The sequence below is a fragment of the Streptomyces sp. JLYT201 genome (assembly GCF_059448825.1).
On sequence record NZ_CM182551.1, the window covers coordinates 2,929,622 to 2,949,590 of the forward strand.

General features: G+C 70.6%; 18 protein-coding genes. 8 read left to right on the forward strand and 10 right to left on the reverse strand.

Going from position 1 to position 19,969, the window contains the following annotated elements:
* Positions 1 to 55: 55 nt before the first annotated feature.
* From AC5WAM_RS11520 to AC5WAM_RS11530, 3 genes are all read left to right on the forward strand, one after another.
* Positions 56 to 292, forward strand: coding sequence for a hypothetical protein (locus AC5WAM_RS11520; RefSeq protein WP_366794902.1), 237 nt, complete (start codon positions 56 to 58; stop codon positions 290 to 292).
* A gap of 145 nt (positions 293 to 437) precedes the next feature.
* Positions 438 to 677, forward strand: coding sequence for a hypothetical protein (locus AC5WAM_RS11525; protein ID WP_366794901.1), 240 nt, complete (start codon positions 438 to 440; stop codon positions 675 to 677).
* 90 nt (positions 678 to 767) lie between these two features.
* Entirely contained in the window at positions 768 to 1,466 is a 699-nt protein-coding gene (locus tag AC5WAM_RS11530) for a DUF6082 family protein (RefSeq protein WP_495522541.1), read from the forward strand.
* A 102-nt stretch (positions 1,467 to 1,568) separates the two neighbouring features.
* Here AC5WAM_RS11530 and AC5WAM_RS11535 read toward each other — a convergent pair whose 3' ends face one another.
* A complete protein-coding gene (locus AC5WAM_RS11535) occupies positions 1,569 to 2,744 on the reverse strand; it encodes a citrate synthase/methylcitrate synthase (protein ID WP_495522542.1) in 1,176 nt (391 codons plus the stop codon).
* 120 nt (positions 2,745 to 2,864) lie between these two features.
* Here AC5WAM_RS11535 and AC5WAM_RS11540 point away from each other — a divergent pair, with 120 nt between their 5' ends.
* From AC5WAM_RS11540 to AC5WAM_RS11555, 4 genes are all read left to right on the forward strand, one after another.
* Complete coding sequence (locus AC5WAM_RS11540; RefSeq protein ID WP_495522543.1) at positions 2,865 to 4,133, forward strand: citrate synthase; 1,269 nt, start codon at positions 2,865 to 2,867, stop codon at positions 4,131 to 4,133.
* A gap of 33 nt (positions 4,134 to 4,166) precedes the next feature.
* Positions 4,167 to 5,189 (forward strand): ferredoxin family protein, encoded by a 1,023-nt coding sequence (locus AC5WAM_RS11545; protein WP_495522544.1) that lies wholly within the window; start codon positions 4,167 to 4,169, stop codon positions 5,187 to 5,189.
* Positions 5,190 to 5,338: 149 nt separating this feature from the next.
* Positions 5,339 to 7,042, forward strand: a complete 1,704-nt coding sequence (locus AC5WAM_RS11550; RefSeq protein WP_495522545.1) for a sensor histidine kinase — start codon at positions 5,339 to 5,341, stop codon at positions 7,040 to 7,042.
* The gene (locus AC5WAM_RS11555; protein WP_495522546.1) at positions 7,039 to 7,716 is read left to right on the forward strand and encodes a response regulator; all 678 of its coding nucleotides are present in this window, start codon (positions 7,039 to 7,041) and stop codon (positions 7,714 to 7,716) included. The genes AC5WAM_RS11550 and AC5WAM_RS11555 overlap by 4 nt, the downstream gene beginning before the upstream one ends.
* Before the next feature lie 30 nt (positions 7,717 to 7,746).
* Here the strand turns inward: AC5WAM_RS11555 and AC5WAM_RS11560 are convergent, their stop codons facing one another.
* The 6 genes from AC5WAM_RS11560 to AC5WAM_RS11585 all read right to left on the reverse strand — a co-directional run bounded on the left by AC5WAM_RS11560 (position 7,747) and on the right by AC5WAM_RS11585 (position 14,875).
* Entirely contained in the window at positions 7,747 to 9,336 is a 1,590-nt protein-coding gene (locus tag AC5WAM_RS11560) for a monocarboxylic acid transporter (RefSeq protein WP_366794894.1), read from the reverse strand.
* Entirely contained in the window at positions 9,333 to 9,854 is a 522-nt protein-coding gene (locus tag AC5WAM_RS11565; RefSeq protein ID WP_495522547.1) for a DUF485 domain-containing protein, read from the reverse strand. The genes AC5WAM_RS11560 and AC5WAM_RS11565 overlap by 4 nt, the downstream gene beginning before the upstream one ends.
* 88 nt (positions 9,855 to 9,942) lie before the next feature.
* Positions 9,943 to 10,599, reverse strand: coding sequence for a response regulator transcription factor (locus AC5WAM_RS11570; protein WP_366794892.1), 657 nt, complete (start codon positions 10,597 to 10,599; stop codon positions 9,943 to 9,945).
* Positions 10,600 to 10,772: 173 nt separating this feature from the next.
* On the reverse strand, positions 10,773 to 11,921 hold the full coding sequence (locus AC5WAM_RS11575) for a sensor histidine kinase (RefSeq protein WP_366794890.1): 1,149 nt from the start codon (positions 11,919 to 11,921) through the stop codon (positions 10,773 to 10,775).
* A gap of 32 nt (positions 11,922 to 11,953) precedes the next feature.
* Positions 11,954 to 12,442, reverse strand: coding sequence for a DUF1453 domain-containing protein (locus AC5WAM_RS11580; RefSeq protein WP_495522548.1), 489 nt, complete (start codon positions 12,440 to 12,442; stop codon positions 11,954 to 11,956).
* Positions 12,443 to 12,760: 318 nt separating this feature from the next.
* A complete protein-coding gene (locus tag AC5WAM_RS11585) occupies positions 12,761 to 14,875 on the reverse strand; it encodes a DNA gyrase/topoisomerase IV subunit B (RefSeq protein WP_366794888.1) in 2,115 nt (704 codons plus the stop codon).
* A gap of 453 nt (positions 14,876 to 15,328) precedes the next feature.
* Here AC5WAM_RS11585 and AC5WAM_RS11590 point away from each other — a divergent pair, with 453 nt between their 5' ends.
* Positions 15,329 to 15,559, forward strand: a complete 231-nt coding sequence (locus AC5WAM_RS11590; protein WP_138962214.1) for a DUF7455 domain-containing protein — start codon at positions 15,329 to 15,331, stop codon at positions 15,557 to 15,559.
* 325 nt (positions 15,560 to 15,884) lie between these two features.
* Here AC5WAM_RS11590 and AC5WAM_RS11595 read toward each other — a convergent pair whose 3' ends face one another.
* The 3 genes from AC5WAM_RS11595 to AC5WAM_RS11605 form a co-directional block, all read right to left on the reverse strand.
* Complete coding sequence (locus AC5WAM_RS11595) at positions 15,885 to 16,715, reverse strand: S1 family peptidase (protein WP_366794887.1); 831 nt, start codon at positions 16,713 to 16,715, stop codon at positions 15,885 to 15,887.
* A gap of 181 nt (positions 16,716 to 16,896) precedes the next feature.
* The gene (locus tag AC5WAM_RS11600; protein WP_172386539.1) at positions 16,897 to 18,444 is read right to left on the reverse strand and encodes an RNA polymerase sigma factor; all 1,548 of its coding nucleotides are present in this window, start codon (positions 18,442 to 18,444) and stop codon (positions 16,897 to 16,899) included.
* A 547-nt stretch (positions 18,445 to 18,991) separates the two neighbouring features.
* Positions 18,992 to 19,879, reverse strand: a complete 888-nt coding sequence (locus AC5WAM_RS11605; RefSeq protein WP_138962211.1) for a FadR/GntR family transcriptional regulator — start codon at positions 19,877 to 19,879, stop codon at positions 18,992 to 18,994.
* Positions 19,880 to 19,969: the final 90 nt, after the last annotated feature.

The window sequence follows — 19,969 nt, forward strand, 5'->3', positions numbered from 1 at the left end:
TCATCCCGGATGGGCCCTCGTGCTCATCCCCGATCACTCAAGGACCAGGATTCCCTTGTACATCCTGCGCCGCATCGGCGCCTCTCCCCGCGAGCGGGGCAGCGCCTCCGGTCAGACGTGCCCCGACATCTTCGAGCTCAGCAACGGTGATTTCGCCGTCATCGGAACCGAGATGACCGCGGTTCTCGACGGCGGGCTTCCCGCCGACGCGGCACGCGCCGACTACGAAGGCATCGTCGTCATCAGCCGAGAGACCCTCATCCGGGCCAAGGCCGACATCCCCGACGCCTGATCGGCACCAGGAGCAGGATGCGACGCCCGACTCCGGCGCCCCGCCTCCGAGCCGCCTTCCCGTGAGTGATCCCTCACCGTCGGCGCCTCTTTCTCTCCGTTCGCCCTGTGCTCTCCTCACCCCCTGCCCCACCGGGAGTTCTGCTGTGCTCAAAATCCTCCGCCGAATAGGCGCTGCTCCGCGTGAGCGGGGCAGCCTCTCCGGCGCCAACTGCCCGGACATCTTCGAACTGTCCAGCGGCGATTTCCTCGTGATCGGAACCGAGATGACAGCGGTTCTCGACAGCGGACTTCCCGCCGACGCGGCACGCGCCGACCACGAACGCATCGTCGTCATCAGCCGAGAGACCCTCATCCGGGCCAAGGCCGACATCCCCGACGCATAGCCTGTCGGCGGATGCAGCATCCTGCGGCGCCCGCACCCCGGGCGCCGTTTTCTGCACCCGCCCCTGGGAAGACTCGCCGGGGGGTGACTGATGCCAAGGCGACCAGCGTGGCGTTCGGCGCGGACCGCCTTCCTGTGGAGCGCCGCCGTCACCGTCGGCATCGCGCTGGTGGGCCTGGCGTCCATCGTCGTCAGCGGTCTGTTGATACGGGGCGTGGAGACCGCCAACGGCGACAGCCGGACGGCGGAGAAGCGAAGCCAGATCGGGGACTACTTCGGCGGCGTGAGCGCCGTCTTCTCCGGCCTCGCTCTCCTTCTGCTCATCGCCACCCTGCTCCTGCAACAGCGCGAGCTGCGCATGCAGCGCCAGGAGCTCGCACACCAGCGGGAGGAACTGTCGGCGTCACGAGCGGAGTTGCGCCGCAGCGCCGAAGCCGACATGCGGTCCCTCCATGTGCAACTGACCGAGATGGTCATGAACAACCCCGACCTGGCCGAGGTCTGGGACGACCTTCCCCGGGAGTCGGCCACAGAGCTGCGTCAGAACCTGTTCTCCAACCTGACGTTCAATCACTACGTCCTGGCGCTGAGCTGGGGCACCTTCTCCGAGGAAGACCTCGTCGTCTACGCGTCGAGCCTGCTGTCCAGCCCCGCCTTCCTCCGTTACTGGAACGCCACCCGCGCGCACAAGAGCCGGCTGCCCGCCGACAGCGCGGAGGGCCGCATGTTCCGGGTATTCGAGCGCGCCCTGGCCGACCAGCGCGCCGGGACGCCCCCGCCCACCGCGTGAACGAGGGCGCGCCATCGGCCCGGCTCGGACCCCGGCCGCGACTCGGCAGCCCGCCGCACGGCTGGGCGCCACGCGGCCGGGGGTCATGGAGCCGGGCACCGGTCAGACGAGCGGCGGCACCGCCACCGGCGGCTCCTCCCCCACATACCGGGCCGCGGGCCGGATGATTTTCGAGTCCTGCGCCTGCTCCAGGATGTTGGCGCTCCAGCCCACCACACGCGCGGACGCGAAGGTCGGCGTGAACATCTCGCGCGGCAGCCCGCACAGCTCCATGACCACGCCCGCGTAGAACTCCACGTTCGTGTGGAGTTCGCGCCCCGGCTTGAGCTCCGCGAGGATGGCCTCGACCTGCCGTTCGACCTCCACCGCGAACTCCACGAGCTCGCCGCCGAACTGCTGCGCGATGCCGCGGAGCATGCGGGAGCGCGGATCCTCCGTGCGGTAGACGGGGTGCCCGAAGCCCATGATGCGCTCGCCCGCGAGCACGCGTTCCCGGATCCAGGAGTCGATGCGCTCGGGCGTGCCGATCGCGTCGAGCGTGTCCAGGGCACGACTGGGTGCACCGCCGTGCAGCGGACCGGACAGCGCGCCGACGGCTCCGACGAGACAGGCCGCCACGTCCGCACCCGTGGACGTGATGACGCGAGCCGTGAACGTTGACGCGTTGAAGCCGTGGTCAATGGTCGAGATCAAGTATTGCTCGACCGCCCGGGCCCGGGCGGCGTCCGGCTCCGAACCGGTCATCATGTAGAGGTAGTTGGCGGCGTACGACAGGTCGTCGCGCGGCTCCACGGGGTCGAGCCCCTGGCCGAGGCGGTACAGCGCGGTGAGCAGGGTCGGCACCACGGCGGAAGCGGCGAGCGCGTCGGCGCGGCGCCGGTCGTCTTCGATGTCGTACACGGGCCGGAAGCCCTTCGCAGCGCCGAAGAGGGAGAGCGCGGTCCGCAGCCCGGAGAGCGGACCGGAGAGCGCGCTGGCGCGGGCGATGGCGGGCAGGGCGGCGCGCACCTCGTCCGGCAGGTGCCGCAGGGCCGCGGTCTGCTCGGCGAAGGCCGCCCGGCGCGCGGCGTCGGGCAGCGTGCCGTGGAACATCAGGTGCCAGACGTCCTCGAAGCTGCGGGTCTGCGCGAGCTCCACGGCGGAGTACTGGCGGTAGTGGTAGAAGCCCTCGTATCCCCTGACGTCCCCGAGCTGGGTCTCGGTGACGACGACGCCCGCGAGGCCGCGGGGGACCTCGATGGGCGCGGTAGGGGTGGCGGCGGAGCCATTGATCGGCATGGTGTTCCTCGACTTCCTCCCTGGACTTGACTTGACTGTCCATGCTTGACTCAATCCCTGTCAATATTGATTGAATCAATGTACGAGTACAGCTATCCGGACGCAGATACGGTGACGCCCATGACGGATCAAGAAGCGGGTGCGGTCGCACACGAAGGTCGGCGGATCAGCACCAAGGAGGCCGCGGAGCTGCTCGGTGTGAAACCCGAGACCGTGTACGCGTACGTGAGCCGGGGCCAGCTCAACAGCCGCCGCGGCCCCGGAGGGCGCGGCAGCACCTTCGACCCCAAGGAGGTGCGGGCCCTCGCGCACAGAAACCGCCGCGAGCCCGCCGCCGCGACCGCGGCCAACGAACTCTCCGTCCGCACCCGCATCACGCTGATCGACAAGGACCGCTACTACTTCCGCGGCGTCGACGCGGCCGAGCTGGCCCTGCACCATTCCTACGAAGAGGTCGCCGAGTGGCTGTGGACCGGCGTCCTGCGCCCGGGCGTCCACTTCACGGCACCGCCCGAGCCCACCGGTGCCGCGCGGCTCGCCGTGCGCGCCCTGCCCGCGCACTGCGCCCCCACGGACCGTCTGCGCGTGGCGGCCATCTCCGCGGCGGCCGCCGACCCGCTCCGCTTCGACCTCTCCGAGGAGGCGGTCGTCGGCACGGCCCGCACGTTGATCCCCACCATGGTCGCCGCGCTCCCGCCCGTCCTGGCCACGCACCGCGACGGCGGCCCGCTCGCCGGGCGGCTGTGGGGACGGCTGAGCGGCCGCACACCCGACGAGGCCTCGCTCCACGCCCTGGACACCGCCCTCGCGCTGCTCGTCGACCACGACCTCGCCGCGTCCACGCTGGCGGTCCGGGTGGCCGCGTCCGCCCGCGCCCATCCGTACGCGGCGGTGTCGGCGGGCCTCGGCGTCCTTGAGGGGCCCCTGCACGGCGCGGCGAGCGGACTCGCCCACCGCATGCTCCTGGAGGTGCTCGACCGGGGCACCGCGGCGCCGGTCGTCGCGGACGAACTGCGCGCGGGCCGCCGTGTCCCCGGCCTCGGCCATCGCCTGTACGCGGGCGAGGACCCGCGCGCCCAGGCCCTGTTCGGCCTGCTCGAAGTGATGCCCAAGGCCGGGCCCGCCCTCGCGGCGGCGCGCGACGTGGTGGCCACCACCGCCCGCCACACCGACCTGCACGCCAACATCGACCTCGCGCTCGCCGTCCTCACCGTGTCGTCCGGCATGCCCGCGGAGGCGGGCGAGACGGTCTTCGCGGTGGCCCGCACGGCCGGCTGGATCGCGCACGCCTTGGAGGAGTACGAGGAGCGGCCGATGCGCATGCGTCCTGTCGGCCAGTACGTGGGACAGCGCCCGCCACAGCCGCTGCCCACCAAGCAGGACGCGTGAGTCCGGCCACGTCCTCAGGTTAGGCTCACCTCCGTGAGTACCTGCGCAACCGCATCGCGGGACCTGAGCGAACCCCTCACGGGCACCGCGGCCACCGCCAAGACGTGGCTGCTCCTGGAACAGCCCGGCCCCTGGGGTGCCAAAGCGCTCACATCAAGCCACTTGGACCCGGAGGTCGGCCGTGCGCTGGAGAGGGCGGCCGAGTCCACGGGCGTCCGGGTCGCCCTCATCCGGCGCCCCGGACGGCACGCCGACTGTCACACACCCGCGCGGCACCGGGTGTTCGTCGCGCACACCACCCCGGGAGCCACCTGGCTGCGCGCCCAAGTGATCGACGACCCGCGGCAGTTGCTCGACCTGGACTTCGCGGCACTCGGCGCGGGCGACCACGGTGGCTTCGGCCGCCCGCACACCGGCGACCCGCTCGCGCTCGTGTGCACGAACGGCAAGCGGGACCGCTGCTGCGCCCTGCTCGGCCGCCCGCTCGCCGCCGAACTCGCCGCCTCCGGCGAGGAAGGCGTCTGGGAAGTCACTCATCTAGGTGGTCACCGCTTCTCCCCCACCCTGCTGGTCCTCCCGTACGGATACGCGTACGGCCGGACGGCGGCGTACGCCGTCAAGAGCGTCCTGCAAGCCGTGCGCGAGGGACGCGTCGTCACCGAGGGCTGCCGGGGCAACTCCGCCTGGGAGCGCCCCGGGCAGGCCGCCGAGCTCGCGGTGCGCACGGCCGTGGGCGAGGACCGCGCGGGCGTCCTGAGCGTCGTACGGACGACAGGTGACGCCCCGCGCTGGGAGATCACCGTGGCCCACGCCGACAGGCGGCACTGGCTGGTCACCGTCGCCCAGGGCGCCTCGCTGCCGCCGCGCCCGGAGAGCTGCGGCGCGGCCCTCGGGTCACCGGCGCGGATGGACGTCATGGCGGTCCGCGAGCTCACGGGGCCCCGGTCGACCGGAGCTGAGGGCGGCCGCGACAGCGAGAGCACGGACGGGAGCGGGGTCGATCGCGGGGGCGCGGGCCGGGACGGGGGCGCATCCGCGCTCGGAGCGCTCGCCTAGGCGCACAAGGGGCGCGCGGCAGCGCACAAGCAGTCCGGCGGGCTCCAGGGGCGCTCGTCGTCAGCCTCCGGGGAAGCCACGCGAGGGCTGACGAGATCCACGCCACACTCCCTTAAGAGAAGACCGCCCGCCGCCGTACCGTTCGTCACATGAGCCCGACTCCTCCTGCCCGACGACTGCGCCTCGGCCTGCCGCGGCGCGTCTTCTCGCAGGTCCTGCTGATGCAGCTGGCGATAGCCGCCGGGGTCACGGTGCTCGCCACCGGTCTGTTCCTCGCGCCGCTCGGCGAGCAGCTCGACGACCAGGCCATGCGCCGCGCGCTCGCCATCGCGCAGACGACGGCGGCACAGCCTCAGATCGTCCGCGACCTCACCTCGACGCGCCCGGCGGCCGACGGGCCCGTCCAGGCGGCGGCCGAACGCATCCGTGAGGCCAGCGGCGCCGAGTACGTCGTGATCATGAACAAGCTGGGGGTGCGCTGGTCGCACACCGACCCCGGCGAGATCGGCAAGGTCGTCTCGACCGACCCCAGCGACGCGCTCGCCGGCCGTGACGTCATGCAGATCGACAACGGCACGCTGGGGCGCTCCGCGCGCGGGAAGGTACCCCTGCGGGTGGCGGGCGGCGAGATCGTCGGCGCCGTCTCCGTAGGCATCGAGTACGACAGCGTCCGCGACCGTCTGATCCATACGATCCCGAGCCTCTTCGCGTACGCGGGCGGCGCGCTCGCCGCGGGCGCGCTCGCCGCCTACCTGATCTCCCGGCGCGTGCAGCGCCAGACCAGGGACCTCGCCTTCTCCGACATCTCGGCGCTGCTCGCGGAGCGCGAGGCGATGCTGCACGGCATCCGCGAGGGCGTCGTCGCCCTCGACCGCGGCGGACGCGTCCGGCTGCTCAACGACGAGGCACAGCGGCTCCTCGGGCTGGGCACGGAGGTGATCGGCCGGCCCTTGGACGAGGCGCTCGGACCGGGCCGTACGACGGACGTCCTCGCGGGGCGCGTCACGGGCACCGACCTGTTGACCGTACGCGGCCAGCGCGTCCTGGTCGCCAACCGCATGCCCACGGACGACGGGGGTGCCGTCGCGACCCTGCGCGACCGCACCGAGCTGGAGCAGCTCGGCCGGGAACTCGACTCCACACACGGCCTCATCGACGCCCTGCGCGCCCAGGACCACGAGCACGCCAACCGCATGCACACACTGCTCGGCCTGCTGGAGCTGGAGATGTACGAGGAGGCCGCGGAGTTCGTCGGCGAGGTGGCGGGCGCCCACCGGGTGACGGCCGAGCAGATCACCGAGAAGGTCCACGATCCGCTCCTCTCGGCCCTGCTCGTCGGCAAGGCGACCGTGGCCACGGAGCGCGGCGTGGCACTCGCTGTCTCCGAAGACACCGCGTTGCCCGACCGGCTCGTCGACCCCGGCGGCCTCGTGACCATCGTCGGGAACCTCGTGGACAACGCGTTGGACGCGGCGACGGGCACACGGCACGCACGCGTGGAGGTCGTTTTGCGTACTGAGGGTCTACAGGGACGCACCGTTGTCCTCCAGGTGCGCGATACCGGCCCCGGGGTACCGCAGGATCACCGCGAAGCGGTGTTCACGGAGGGCTGGACGACGAAGGAGCCTCCCGCGCACGGGCAACGGGGCATCGGACTCGCCCTGGTCCGCAGGCTCGCCGAACGCCAGGGCGGCAGCGTGCAGGTCGGCGCGGCAGCGGACGGGGGCGCGGAGTTCACCGTGGTCCTCCCCGAAGGGCTGGCGGAGCCGCAACCCCTGGACAGGGACCTGAGCTCCGCCGCCACGGAACCCCGGTCGGTCACCCCACCGGTCGCCACGGAGGAGGCGCGATGATCGAGGTACTGGTCGTGGACGACGACGTCCGGGTCGCGAACGTCAACGCCGCCTACGTGGAGAAGGTGCCCGGCTTCCGCGTCGCAGGCCGGGCCCACAACGCGGCCGAGGCGCTGCGCCTGGTCGAACAGGTCCCCGTCGACCTGGTGCTCCTCGACCACTATCTGCCGGACGAGACGGGCCTCTCCGTCGTGCGCACCCTGCGCGAACGCGGCCACCAGACCGACGTGATCATGGTGACGGCGGCCCGCGACATCACCACCGTCCAGGCCGCGATGCGCCACGGCGCGCTCCAGTACCTGGTGAAGCCGTTCTCGTACGCGGGGCTCCGTACGAAACTCGACGCGTACGCCACGCTGCGTCGCACTCTGGACGGCGGCGGCGAGGCGGAACAGGCCGAGGTCGACCGGATCTTCGGCGCGCTCTCGGCGACCGCGGCACCCGAACTGCCCAAGGGGCACTCCCCCACGACCGCGGAGCTGGTCCGCAGGGCCCTGATGGCCGCCGAGGGGCCGCTCTCCGCGCAGGAGCTGGGAGAACGCACCCGGCTCAGCCGCCAGACCGCACAGCGCTACCTCAAGCTCCTGGAGCGCACCGGCCGGGTGCGACTGAGCCTGAAGTACGGCGACACGGGGCGTCCCGAACACCGCTACGAGTGGGCGTCCAGCCGCTGACCCGCGCCGCGCCCCGTGGGGCAGCCCCGGCTACACGGCGCCCGCCCCGGTCAGCGAACGCACCTCCGTCTCCGCGTGCTTGGCCTCGTCCGCTCCTTCCGCCGACGTGACCGTCCCGAGCCAACCCGCGACGAAACCCAGCGGGATCGAGACGAGCCCCGGGTTGTCCAGCGGGAAGTACTGGAAGTCCACTCCCGGGAACAGCGAGTCCGGGCTCCCGGACACCACCGGCGACAGCACCACGAGCGCCAGCGCGGGCAGCAGCCCGCCGTACACCGACCACACGGCGCCCCGCGTGGTGAACTCCCGCCAGAACAGCGAGTACAGCAGCACCGGCAGATTCGCGGACGCGGCGACCGCGAAGGCCAGCCCCACCAGGAACGCGACATTGAGATCCCGGGCGAGCAGGCCGAGCCCGATCGCGACCACCCCGATCCCGGCCGCGGCGGCGCGCGCCACCGCCACCTCGCTGCGCTGCTTGGTCCGCCGCCGCAGGGACGCGTACAGGTCATGGGCCACGGACGCCGAGGAAGCGAGCGTGATCCCCGCGACCACGGCGAGGATCGTCGCGAACGCCACGGCGGCGACCACCGCGAAGAGAACCGTTCCTCCCGTGGAATCCGCACCCCCGCCCAGATCGAGCGCCAGCAGCGGCACCGCCGTGTTGCCCGCCGCGTTCGACCCGCGGACCGCGTCGGAGCCGACGATCGCCGCCGCCCCGAACCCGAGCACGATCGTCATCAGGTAGAAGCTGCCGATCAGGCCGATGGACCAGACGACGGAACGGCGGGCGGCTCGCGCGGTCGGCACGGTGTAGAAGCGGGAGAGGATGTGCGGAAGCCCCGCGGTGCCGAGCACGAGGGCGAGCCCCAGGCTGATGAAGTCCAACCGCGCCGTCCAGTCCCCGCCGTACTTCAGCCCGGGCGCCAGGAACGCACTCCCGTGCCCACTGCGATCGGCCGCCGTACGCAACAACTGGTCGAAGTCGCCGTGGAAACGCATCAGGACCAGCACGGTCAGCGCGATCGCACCGCCCATCAGCAGCACCGCCTTGACGATCTGGATCCACGTGGTGGCCCGCATCCCGCCCAGCGACACATAGATGACCATGAGCGCGCCGACCCCGATCACCGCCCACGTCCGGGCGGCATCACCCGTCTCCCCGAGCAACAGCGCCACCAACGAGCCCGCTCCCACCATCTGCGCCACCAGATAGAGCACGGACACCGTCACCGAGGACGTGCCCGCGGCGATGCGCACCGGCCGCTCCCGCATCCGCGCCGCGACGACGTCGGCGAGCGTGAACCTGCCGCAGTTGCGCACCAGCTCCGCCACCAGGAACAGCACGACCAGCCATGCGACCAGAAAGCCCACCGAATAGAGCAGCCCGTCATAGCCGTACAGGGCGATCAGCCCGGAGATACCGAGGAATGACGCAGCCGACATATAGTCCCCCGCGATGGCAAAACCATTCTCCATGGGCGAGAACAGCCGCCCGCCCGCATAGAACTCCTCCGCCGAACCCTGCCTGTTACGGCTCACATACGTCGTGATCGCCAGCGTGATCGCCACGAACACGCCGAACAGCACGAGCGCCAGCGTCTGATGCTGGCCGCTCACCGCTCGGCCCCCTGCCTCAGCTCCCGCTCTCTGTTCTGCTCGAACACGGCCCAGCGCAGATCGAGCGCCGCCCGGTCCCGCCGCAGCCGAGCATGCCGGGCATACGCCCAGGTCAGCAGGAACGTCGTCAGGAACTGTCCGAGCCCAGCCAGCATCGCCACGTTCACCGCTCCGGCGACCGGCCGTCCCATCAGCCCCGGCGCCGTCGTCGCCGCTACGACATACGCCACGTACCAGGTGAAGAAGACGGCCACCCCCGGGACGACGAACCGCCGGTAGCGGCGGCGCACTTCCTGGAACGCCGCGCTCGCCTGCACCTCCAGATAGATGTCGGCCGCGCTCCCGTGCCGCTGCGGCGCGGTGGCTCGATCCGTGGGCGTCGGTGTGCCCGTGCCGTCCACCTCGCCCCAGCCCGCCGCGAACTCGTCGTACCACGGATCCTTCAGGTCACCGGGCCGGTCCCGCCCGGCATCGCAGCCGTCGTCCTTGTCCACCGAACTCTCCTTGTCCGCAGCCATGTTCGGCCGCGAGCCCAAGGATGGGCAGAAGGGGAAGATCCGTCCCTCCTCTCTCCCCGCTCTTCACCCCATCAGGTGACGGCGATCCTCACCTGCGGGTACTCCCCGGCAGCTGCGCGAGACCGTGCCGATAGGCGTAACGCACTGCCTGCGCGCGGTCCTTGAGGCCCGCCTTGGCGAAGAGATTGTTGATGTGGGTCTTCACTGTGGCCGTGGAGACGTGCAACGCCCGCGCGATCTCCTGGTTCGTCAGCCCCTCCGCGATCAGAGCGACTACCTCCGTCTCCCGCAGCGTCAGGCCGTCCGGCGGCTCCACCGGCTGCGCGGGCCGCTCCGGCTCCGAAAGCCGCTCCAGGAGCCGTCTTTGGATCTGGGGCGAAAGACCGGCCTGGCCCGAGAGCACGTCCTCGATGGCCCGCACGATCTCGTCCCCACCCGCATCTTTGGTGAGATACCCCCGCGCCCCGGCCTTGAGCGCAGGGAACAGCGACTCGTCGTCGGCGTACGTGGTGAGCACCACCACCTGCGTGCCCGGGTACTCGGCGCGGATCCTGCGGGTGGCCTCCGCCCCGTCACAGCGCGGCATCCGCAGATCCATCAGCACCACGTCCGGCGCGAGCTCGCCCACGAGCCGCACCGCCTCCTCGCCATCACCCCCGGCCCCCACGACCTCGACCCCCGGCAACAGCCCCAGGAGCATCACGATGCCCTCACGCACCACGGTCTGGTCATCGACGACGACCACGCGCGCGGGCGCCTTGCCCTGTCTCGCTCCTCCCTGGCCCACCGACTTCACCGCCCCGACCACGGCACCAACGCCCACTTCAGAAGCACCACTTGTCCGTGCCCCGGCACCCAGCTCGGCACCAGCACCAGCACCAGCCACGGAAGCACCGTCACGGCGCCCGTCGTCCCCTGTCATCCCGGCACCCTCAGCCTCACGGCGAAGCCCTCGTCCTCCGGCCCCGTCTCCAGCGAGCCGCCGAGCAACTCGGCGCGCTCGCGCATTCCCAGCAGACCGTACCCGGCTCCCGATGCCGCGAATTCCCCCGGCGATCCCCCCGAATCGGTCACGTCCAGTGCGACTTCCCCCTCTCCGTATGCGAAGCACACAGTCACCTTGGCCCCCGGCGCGTGCTTCCGTACGTTCGTCATCGCCTCTTGTGCCACCCTTCGCACCGCCTGCGAAGCCTCCGCGGGGAGGGCCCGTCGCTCCCCGGAGACCGCGACCGACGCACCGTCCGTCCGGGCGAGCTCCCGCAGGAAGTCCTCGACGGGAGTCATCTCGCCGCGCAGCGCCGACAGCGCCTGCCGCGTCTCGGCGAGCCCCTCGGCAGCCATCGCGCGCGCCGCCACGACCCGCCCCAGAACCTGCTCCCGGTCCGCGTCACGCTCGATCAACAACCGGGCCGCCTCCAGGTGGACCAGCTGGGCGGAGAGGCTGTGCGCCAGCACGTCGTGGATCTCCCGGGCGATACGGGCACGCTCTCCCAGAGCCGCCGACTCCGCCTCTGCGGCCCGCGCTGCCCGCTCCTGCGCAAGCAACCGCTGCGCGTTGCCCCGCGCCTCCGCGTCCAGGCGCAGGACGTACCCGGCGAGACCGAGCCCCACGGTGACGGCCGCCGTCGTGGGCCAAGGATCCTCGTTCACCACGGCGAACGCCCCGAGTGACGTCAGCGCCCCGATCACCCCCACGGCAAGGGGCAGCCGCTCCAGCGCGAACATCGCGCAGGCGCACCACAGGACGGCCGCGGGTGTGTCGAACCCGGCCCCCTGCGCCGCCACCCCCGCCATCAGCAGCACGCCCCACGACATCAGGGCCGGCCCTATGCGCCGCTCCAGCGTGACGTGGATGAACCACGCCGCCGCCCCCGCGCAGAGAATGATCACGAACAACGCCAGTGCGAGACCCCAGCCGGGCATCTCCCGCCGCGCGAAGGTGCTCCACAGCAGCATGCTGATGAACACCGCACGCACGGCCCAAGTGAGCAACCGGCGGGGCCGTGTCAGCTCCTCTTGAGTGAGCGCTTCCCGCGCGGGCCAGCGCGTCCAGATGTCACGCGTCACGCCCGCTCCTTCCTCTTGGTGCGGCCACGCTGTCACCGTACGGCGCCGGTCAGTGCCGGGCCCGAGCGGAGGGTGTGGGCACGCAGCTCCAGAAGGCCGGCGCGCACCAGCAGGGACGCCGCCAGGGCGAGGAGCAGCGCGCCTGTGCCCTGGTGGATGCCGATGAGCAGGCCTATGCCCATGAGCCCGAGCCGCGAGGCGATGCCGACGACCCACACCACAGCCGTGGCCTTGGTGCCGCGGCTCCACACGGATCCGTCCTGCTCGGCCCAGACATGGCTGGTGCGGGCCCAGGCGACGCCCATCAGGAGGCCTATGAACACCTCACCGCTGAGCAGCACGATCGACTCCGCCCGGTGGCCCGGGTCGATGAGGCCCGATTCCCCCAGGCCGCAGTAGGCGAGCACGGCGGGCACCAGCCACCAGCGCCGGGCGTCGGTCAGCCTCTGCGGCTTCATCTGGCGTATGACGACGAACGCTATGACTGCGGGGATCAGCAGCACTTGGGCGAACCCTGACATCACGGCCTCCGAGGACGTGCGCGAACGATGAAGTACGACGTCATCGAAGTTACGGACTCGTCCCGGCCGGGAGATCGGAGCAGGGGTGGATCACGGGTGGATTAGCTGCCTCCACCCGAGGGTGGAGGCACCCGACGTGGCGGGCCGGCGGACGGGCGACGAGCCAGCCGACAACCCGCCTGCGAGTCGGCCAGCAGATCCCCGGCAAGCCGCCTGACGAACTCTGCCTGCCTGAGGCCCAGCCCGCCCCACACCCAACGCGCCCCGCACCCGGCTACCGGCGGCTACCGGCGGCTACCGGCGGCTACCGGCTCATGCCTACGCGTCGATCCGCGAGCGGTCCAGCGTCGCCGCGGAGCTCGTGATGAACTCCTTGCGAGGGGCGACCTCATTGCCCATGAGCAGGTCGAAGACGTGCTCGGCCGATTCGAGGTCGGTGATGTTGATGCGGCGGAGCGTGCGGTGGCGCGGGTCCATCGTGGTCTCTGCCAGCTGATCGGCGTCCATCTCACCGAGGCCCTTGTAGCGCTGGATGGAGTCCTTGTACCGCACGCCCTTGCGCTCGAACTCGAGCAGGGTCTCCCGCAGCTCGCGGTCCGAGTACGTGTAGACGTACTTGTCCTGGCCCTTCTTGGGCTGGGTCAGCTCGATGCGGTGCAGCGGCGGGACGGCGGCGAAGACGCGGCCCGCCTCCACCATCGGCCGCATGTAGCGCTGGAAGAGAGTCAGGAGCAGGCAGCGGATGTGCGCGCCGTCGACGTCGGCGTCCACCAGCAGAATGATCTTGCCGTAGCGGGCGGCGTCGATGTCGAAGGTCCGGCCGGACCCCGCTCCTATGACCTGGATGATCGCGCCGCACTCGGCGTTCTTGAGCATGTCCGAAACGGACGACTTCTGGACGTTGAGGATCTTGCCGCGGATCGGCAGCAGGGCCTGGAACTCGGAGTTCCGGGCCAGCTTGGCCGTGCCGAGCGCGGAGTCGCCCTCGACGATGAAGAGCTCACTGCGGTCGACGTCGTCGCTACGGCAGTCGGCGAGCTTCGCCGGGAGCGAGGAGGACTCGAGCGCGGTCTTCCGGCGCTGGGCGTCCTTGTGCTGCCGGGCGGCGATGCGCGTCCGGGCGGCGGCGACGACCTTCTCCATGACGGCGCGGGCCTGCGCCTTGGCATCCCGCTTGGTGGAGGTCAGGAACGCCTTGAGCTCCTTGGCAATGACGTTGGCGACGATGCGGTTGGCCGCCGACGTGCCGAGGACCTCCTTGGTCTGGCCTTCGAACTGCGGCTCCGCCAGGCGGACGGTCACGACGGCCGTCAGCCCCTCCAAGGCGTCGTCCTTGACGACGTCGTCCTCGGCGACGCGCAGCAGCTTCTGGGTGCGCAGCACCTCGTTCACCGTCTTGGTGAGCGACCGCTCGAAGCCGGTGACGTGGGTGCCGCCCTTGGGTGTGGCGATGATGTTGACGAAGGACCGGATCGTCGTGTCGTACCCGGTGCCCCAGCGCAGGGCGACGTCCACACCCAGCTCACGGGTGACCTCCGTCGGCGTCATCTGGCCGTGGTCGTCGAGGACCGGGACGGTCTCCTTGAAGGTGCCCTGACCGGAGAAGCGCAGGACGTCGCAGACCGCCTTGTCCTGGGCCAGGTATTCACAGAATTCGCTGATGCCACCGTCGAAGCGGAAGGATTCCTCACCCTTCGTACCTCCCTCACCGAGGCCGTACTCGTCGCGGACCACGATGGTGAGACCCGGCACCAGGAAGGCGGTCTGGCGCGCGCGCTGGTGCAGGTTCTCCAGGCTGAGCTTGGCGTCCTTCAGGAAGATCTGGCGGTCGGCCCAGTACCGCACGCGGGTCCCGGTGCGGGCCTTGGGGACCTTCTTGACCTTGGTGAGACGCGCTGCGGAGTCGAAGGCCGCGTCGGGGCCGGACTTCGCGAACGCACCGGGAACACCGCGTCGGAAGCTGATGGCGTGGGTGTGCCCGGCGCGATCCACCTCGACGTCCAGACGGGCCGACAGGGCGTTCACCACGGAAGCGCCCACGCCGTGCAGACCGCCGGAGGCCGCGTACGAGCCGCCGCCGAACTTGCCGCCCGCGTGCAGCTTGGTCATGACGACCTCGACTCCGGAGAGCCCGGTCTTCGGCTCGACATCCACAGGGATGCCTCGGCCGTTGTCCCGGACCTCCACGGAGGCGTCGTCGTGCAGGATGACCTCGATGTGGTCACAGAACCCGCCCAGGGCCTCGTCGACGGAGTTGTCGATGATCTCCCAGAGGCAGTGCATCAGGCCGCGGCTGTCCGTCGAGCCGATGTACATGCCCGGGCGCTTGCGGACGGCCTCGAGCCCTTCCAGGACGAGCAGGTGCCGCGCGGTGTAGTTGGAACCGTCCCGGTCGGCTCCTGTCAGCAACGCTGTGGACGTCTCGGCGGTCACGCGGTTCGCTCCTCGCTGAATTTCAAGGGAGGCCCTTGGGGGTAAGGGCTCGGCTTCTGCTGCCGGTGAGAGGGTACCGAGGCCTGGTAGAGCCGTTGTCACGCCACCCTCAAGTCAACCCGCACCAGGTCCAGACTAGTCCAGAAGCGTACGCATGTTCGATCCCTCGATGGAGTGAAGCGCACGTCACGTTCCCTTCCAGGCATGAACCATTTAGGCTCCGGGCACGTCCTCATGAACAACCGGCAAGCCAGCCGGCGAAGGACCTGACCTGACAGACAGCGCGAAACCGTACGACACGTAAGACACGCAATACGGCTCATTCGCCGCCAACCGGCAGCAGACAGCCTCCTCGAAAGAAAAAATCGAGGAAAAGCCACGAGCGGGAACGTTTTCGGGCTGGTTGGATGTTGACCCTGGTACGACAGCTCGTCGAGCTAGAGAAGAGGCGACGTGACTACTGTTCTGACCCCCGCGAGCCCCCTGACGGCCGCTGACCGCTGCGACCGCTGCGGCGCCCAGGCATATCTGCGCGTCGTCCTGCTGAGTGGCGGTGAACTGCTCTTCTGCGCCCACCACGGTCGCAAGTTCGAGCCGGAACTCAAGAAGATCGCCGCCGAGATACAGGACGAGACGGAGCGCCTGACGGCCGTGCCGGCCAGCGTGACCGAAGAGGAACGCTGACGCCTCGCACCCACGACGAGCGAGCGCCGGACCACCAGACCGGCACGGGCGGCTCCCCCTGCAATCCAGGGGAAGCCGCCCGCTCTCGTTCCCGGCCCCCTACCGGACGATCCGCCCTCCGTGCCACCAGGCGACCAGCAAGCGCCTCCCGGGGGCCCAGGCGAGGCTTCCAGGCGCCACACGGCGCCCCTGTTGCAGGCCTCCAGGGCTCGTAACGCGATCCCGGACCACCTGGCCTTCAAGGCGTCTCCCCAGCCCTTCAGCGGCCCAGCGGACATCCATGGGAGGCCAGGGGCCCTGCTGAGCCCCCAGCCCACCGCAGTTCCTACACGTACCGCTGCACCACCCGAGCAACGTCCGAGACGCGCGTATAGACCCCGGGGCTGTCCGCCCGACCGCAGCCGCTTCCCCACGACACGAGGCCGATGAGCCGCCCGTGGGCGACCAGCGGCCCGCCACTGTCTCCCTGGCAGGCGTCCCGGCCTCCCTGCGGTTCGCCCGCGCACAGCATCGAAGAGCGCGTGTACGTCCCGTCGACGCTGCCCCGGTAGGCCTGCTCGCACACCGAGTCCGCCAGCACCGTCACGCGCGCGGAACGCAGCGTGCGCGCGTAGTGACCCATCCCTGTCGTATCGCCCCAGCCGTACACGGCGGCGCCCGTCCCCGGCTCGTACGCGGTGTCCCCGGCGCGCGCCATGGGGATCACCTGGGTCTTCGGGAGCGGCTTGGACAAGGTGAGGACCGCGACGTCACCGGCGTTCGTGTACGGGTCGTACTCGGGATTCACCCATACGTCGCCCACCGGAATCTCGCTGCCCGCCTGGGTGTCCAGGTCCTCGCGGTCGGCGATGACCCTCAGGTCCTTGATCTCCCGGACGGGCACGCCGAGCACCTCCTCGCCCATGCAGTGGGCCGCGGTCAGGACCGTCGACGGAGCGATCACGACGCCGCCGCAGAACTGGCCCGAGCGCGTACCCCCGAACTGGTCACGGCTGGCGAGCGCCACCGCCCACGGGCTGTCCGCCACCCGCGCGGGCGCACCTCCGACGACCACGCTGTCGGCCGCCACAGGCGGCGGGGAAGCCAGTGGCAGGGCGGCCACCGCGGCCCCCAGGGTCAGCGTTCCCACCAGCGCTCGGGCGAAGGGACGACGCATGCGATCTCCTCACTCTGGGTTGCCATCGCGTACCCAGAGTCAACTACCGTCGCGCGCGCCGCACACTCTGCCACGCGGATAGACGAAAGACCCGGAGCCCTTCCCTTGGGGGAAGGACTCCGGGTCTTCCGGTGGTCCTGCGACTCGGCCCGGTGACGCGACGAGGCCGAAGGGCCGGGACCTAGTCCAGGTAGTCGCGCAGGACCTGCGAGCGCGACGGGTGGCGCAGCTTCGACATCGTCTTCGACTCGATCTGGCGGATGCGCTCACGCGTCACCCCGTAGACCTTGCCGATCTCGTCGAGGGTCTTCGGCTGACCGTCGGTGAGACCGAAGCGCATCGAGACGACGCCCGCCTCGCGCTCGGACAGGGTGTCGAGGACGGAGTGCAGCTGCTCCTGGAGGAGCGTGAAGCTGACGGCGTCGGCCGGGACGACGGCCTCGGAGTCCTCGATGAGGTCACCGAACTCGCTGTCGCCGTCCTCGCCCAGCGGGGTGTGCAGGGAGATGGGCTCGCGGCCGTACTTCTGGACCTCGATGACCTTCTCCGGGGTCATGTCGAGTTCCTTGGCCAGCTCCTCCGGGGTGGGCTCGCGGCCCAGGTCCTGGAGCATCTGGCGCTGCACGCGCGCGAGCTTGTTGATGACCTCGACCATGTGCACCGGGATACGGATGGTGCGGGCCTGGTCGGCCATGGCGCGGGTGATCGCCTGACGGATCCACCAGGTGGCGTACGTGGAGAACTTGTAGCCCTTGGTGTAGTCGAACTTCTCGACCGCGCGGATCAGACCGAGGTTGCCCTCCTGGATGAGGTCCAGGAAGAGCATGCCGCGACCCGTGTAGCGCTTGGCCAGGGAGACCACCAGACGGAGGTTGGCCTCCAGGAGGTGGTTCTTGGCGCGGCGGCCGTCCTCGGCGATGATCTCCAGCTCGCGCTTGAGCTTCGGCGCGAGCTTGTCGGCGTTGGCGAGCTTGTCCTCGGCGAACAGGCCGGCCTCGATGCGCTTGGCGAGCTCGACCTCCTGCTCGGCGTTGAGCAGGGGGACCTTGCCGATCTGCTTCAGGTAGTCCTTGACCGGGTCGGCGGTGGCGCCGGCCGCGGCGACCTGCTGCGCGGGCGCGTCGTCCTCGTCCTCGTCGGACAGGACGAAGCCCTGGGCGCCCTCTTCCGCGGGCTCGCCCTCGCCGGGCTTGCCGACGGCGGGCGTCTCCTCGGTGGCCTCCTCGTCGAGGAACTCACCGGCGTCCTTCTTGGAGGCGGTCTTCTTGGCCGTCGTCTTCTTGGCGGCGGTCTTCTTCGTGACGGTCTTCTTGGCCGTCGTCTTCTTGGCAGCGGCCTTCTTGGCGGTGCCGTCCTCGTCCACGCCTTCGGCGGCCGACTTCGCGGAAGCGGCCGTGGCGGTGGTCTGCTTCACGGTGGTGGTCTTGGCCGCGACCGTCCTGGTCGCGGTGCGCTTGGCCGGACTCTTCGCTGCGACGCTCTTGCGGGGGCGCTTCGGCTCCGCGGCACTGACCATCAGCGTCACACCCTCTTCCTCGAGGATCTGGTTGAGGCTGCGCAGAACGTTCTTCCACTGAGTGGCCGGGATCTGGTCAGCTTCGAAGGCACGACGCACGTCGTCGCCGGCGATCTGCCCATCAGCCTTTCCCCGCTCGATGAGCGCCATCACAGAGACGGATTCGGCAATCTCCGGCGGGAGCGTACGGGATGTGCTGGCCGACACGAACAACCTCTCGGAACGTTGGAAAACGGCTTCCGGCCCCGTCCACCATGGATCGGAGCCGACGACCGACGGCTGGGGATTGTGCCGACGGCGCGGGCGGGACCGTGGAGCTGCACAGCGCCGTGAACGACGTCTGTATTCCCTCCTCGGCTGTCACCTCTTAGGTCATCGCGCTGTCTCTGGGAGCGTTACGCCCAATCTACGTGGCCCGAGTCACACCCCGTATGCATCTAAAAACGTCCAGATCTGGTCAGAGTCGACGAGCATCCGGTGAAGAGTGGTCGCACCTTCAACCATTAGCCCTTGACTGCGGCCGCTTCTTCGGGGCTGCCGACACGTTTCCTCATGCCGGGCTCGCACGCCCCCAGGCCCGGTGAGCGCTCGCCTGCGGCTCCGCGCCTGCCGTTCCGAGACTGCTGCGCCCGTGTCGCCGGGCCCCCGGCCCCTGGCAGGGCCCCGGGAGTCCGGCGACACGGGAGCGGTCAGCGGAAGGGAAGGCAGCGAAACGATGCTGCGCGGCGCGCACGGCTGCGGTGCCGACGCGTGCGCGCGGTCAGTGCTCGCGAGGAGCGGGCACGACCCGCTCCACCTCCGGGTGGACGGTCAGGAGCTGCCGCGTGGCTGCCTCGGCGGCGGCTCCGTCACCCGACGCGAGGGCGTCGACGATCCGGCCGTGGTGGGCCAGCGAAGCCTCGGTGGGGCGGTCACAGCCGGTGACGGGGCCGCCGGAGACCTGGAGGGCGGCCGAGACGATGCCGGACAGGTGCTCCAGCATGCGGTTGCCCGCGACCTGGATGAGCAGCGAGTGGAACTCGGCGTCGGCGCGGGCGAAGGTGATCGAGTCGCCCTGGCCGAGTGCGTGCCGCATGATCTCGACCATGTCGGCGAGGCGCTGCTGGACCTCTTCCCGGCCGTGCCCGGCGGCGAGCCGGGCCGCGAGCGGCTCGATCGTCCAGCGGAGCTCGCTGAGCTCGCGGCGCTGGTCGTCGCGCTGGGGGCCGAACGCCCGCCACTCGATGATGTCCGGGTCGAGCAGGTTCCAGTCGCTGACCGGGCGCACGCGCGTGCCGACGTTGGGGCGGGCGCTGACGAGGCCCTTGGCCTCCAGTACGCGCAGGGATTCGCGGACGACGGTGCGGGAGACCTCGAACCGCTGGCCGATCTCCTCCGGGACGAGGGGCCGGTCGGCGCCCAGGTCCCCGGAGACGATCATCTGGCCCAGCTGCTGGACCAGTTGGCCGTGCAGTCCGCGGCCGCGGCTTCCGGCCGCTCGTCGGCCCACGCGGGCCAGGTCCTGGTCGGCGCTGTCCCAGGCGGGCGCGACCACGCGGTCGGCGCCGTGGGCCTCGGCGTAGGGGTAGCGGTCGAGTTCGCCCGGGCCGGCGAGGCCGGTGTCTGCGGAGCGGGCGGTGGTCATCATGGTGTGCGCAAGGGTACTCACGGATTCAGTTGTCGGCCTGGCCCCCAAGTCCCTTGAGGTCTTTGGTGAAAAGCACACGAAAGGGTGATCGCTTACCTCGCTGCAATTGAC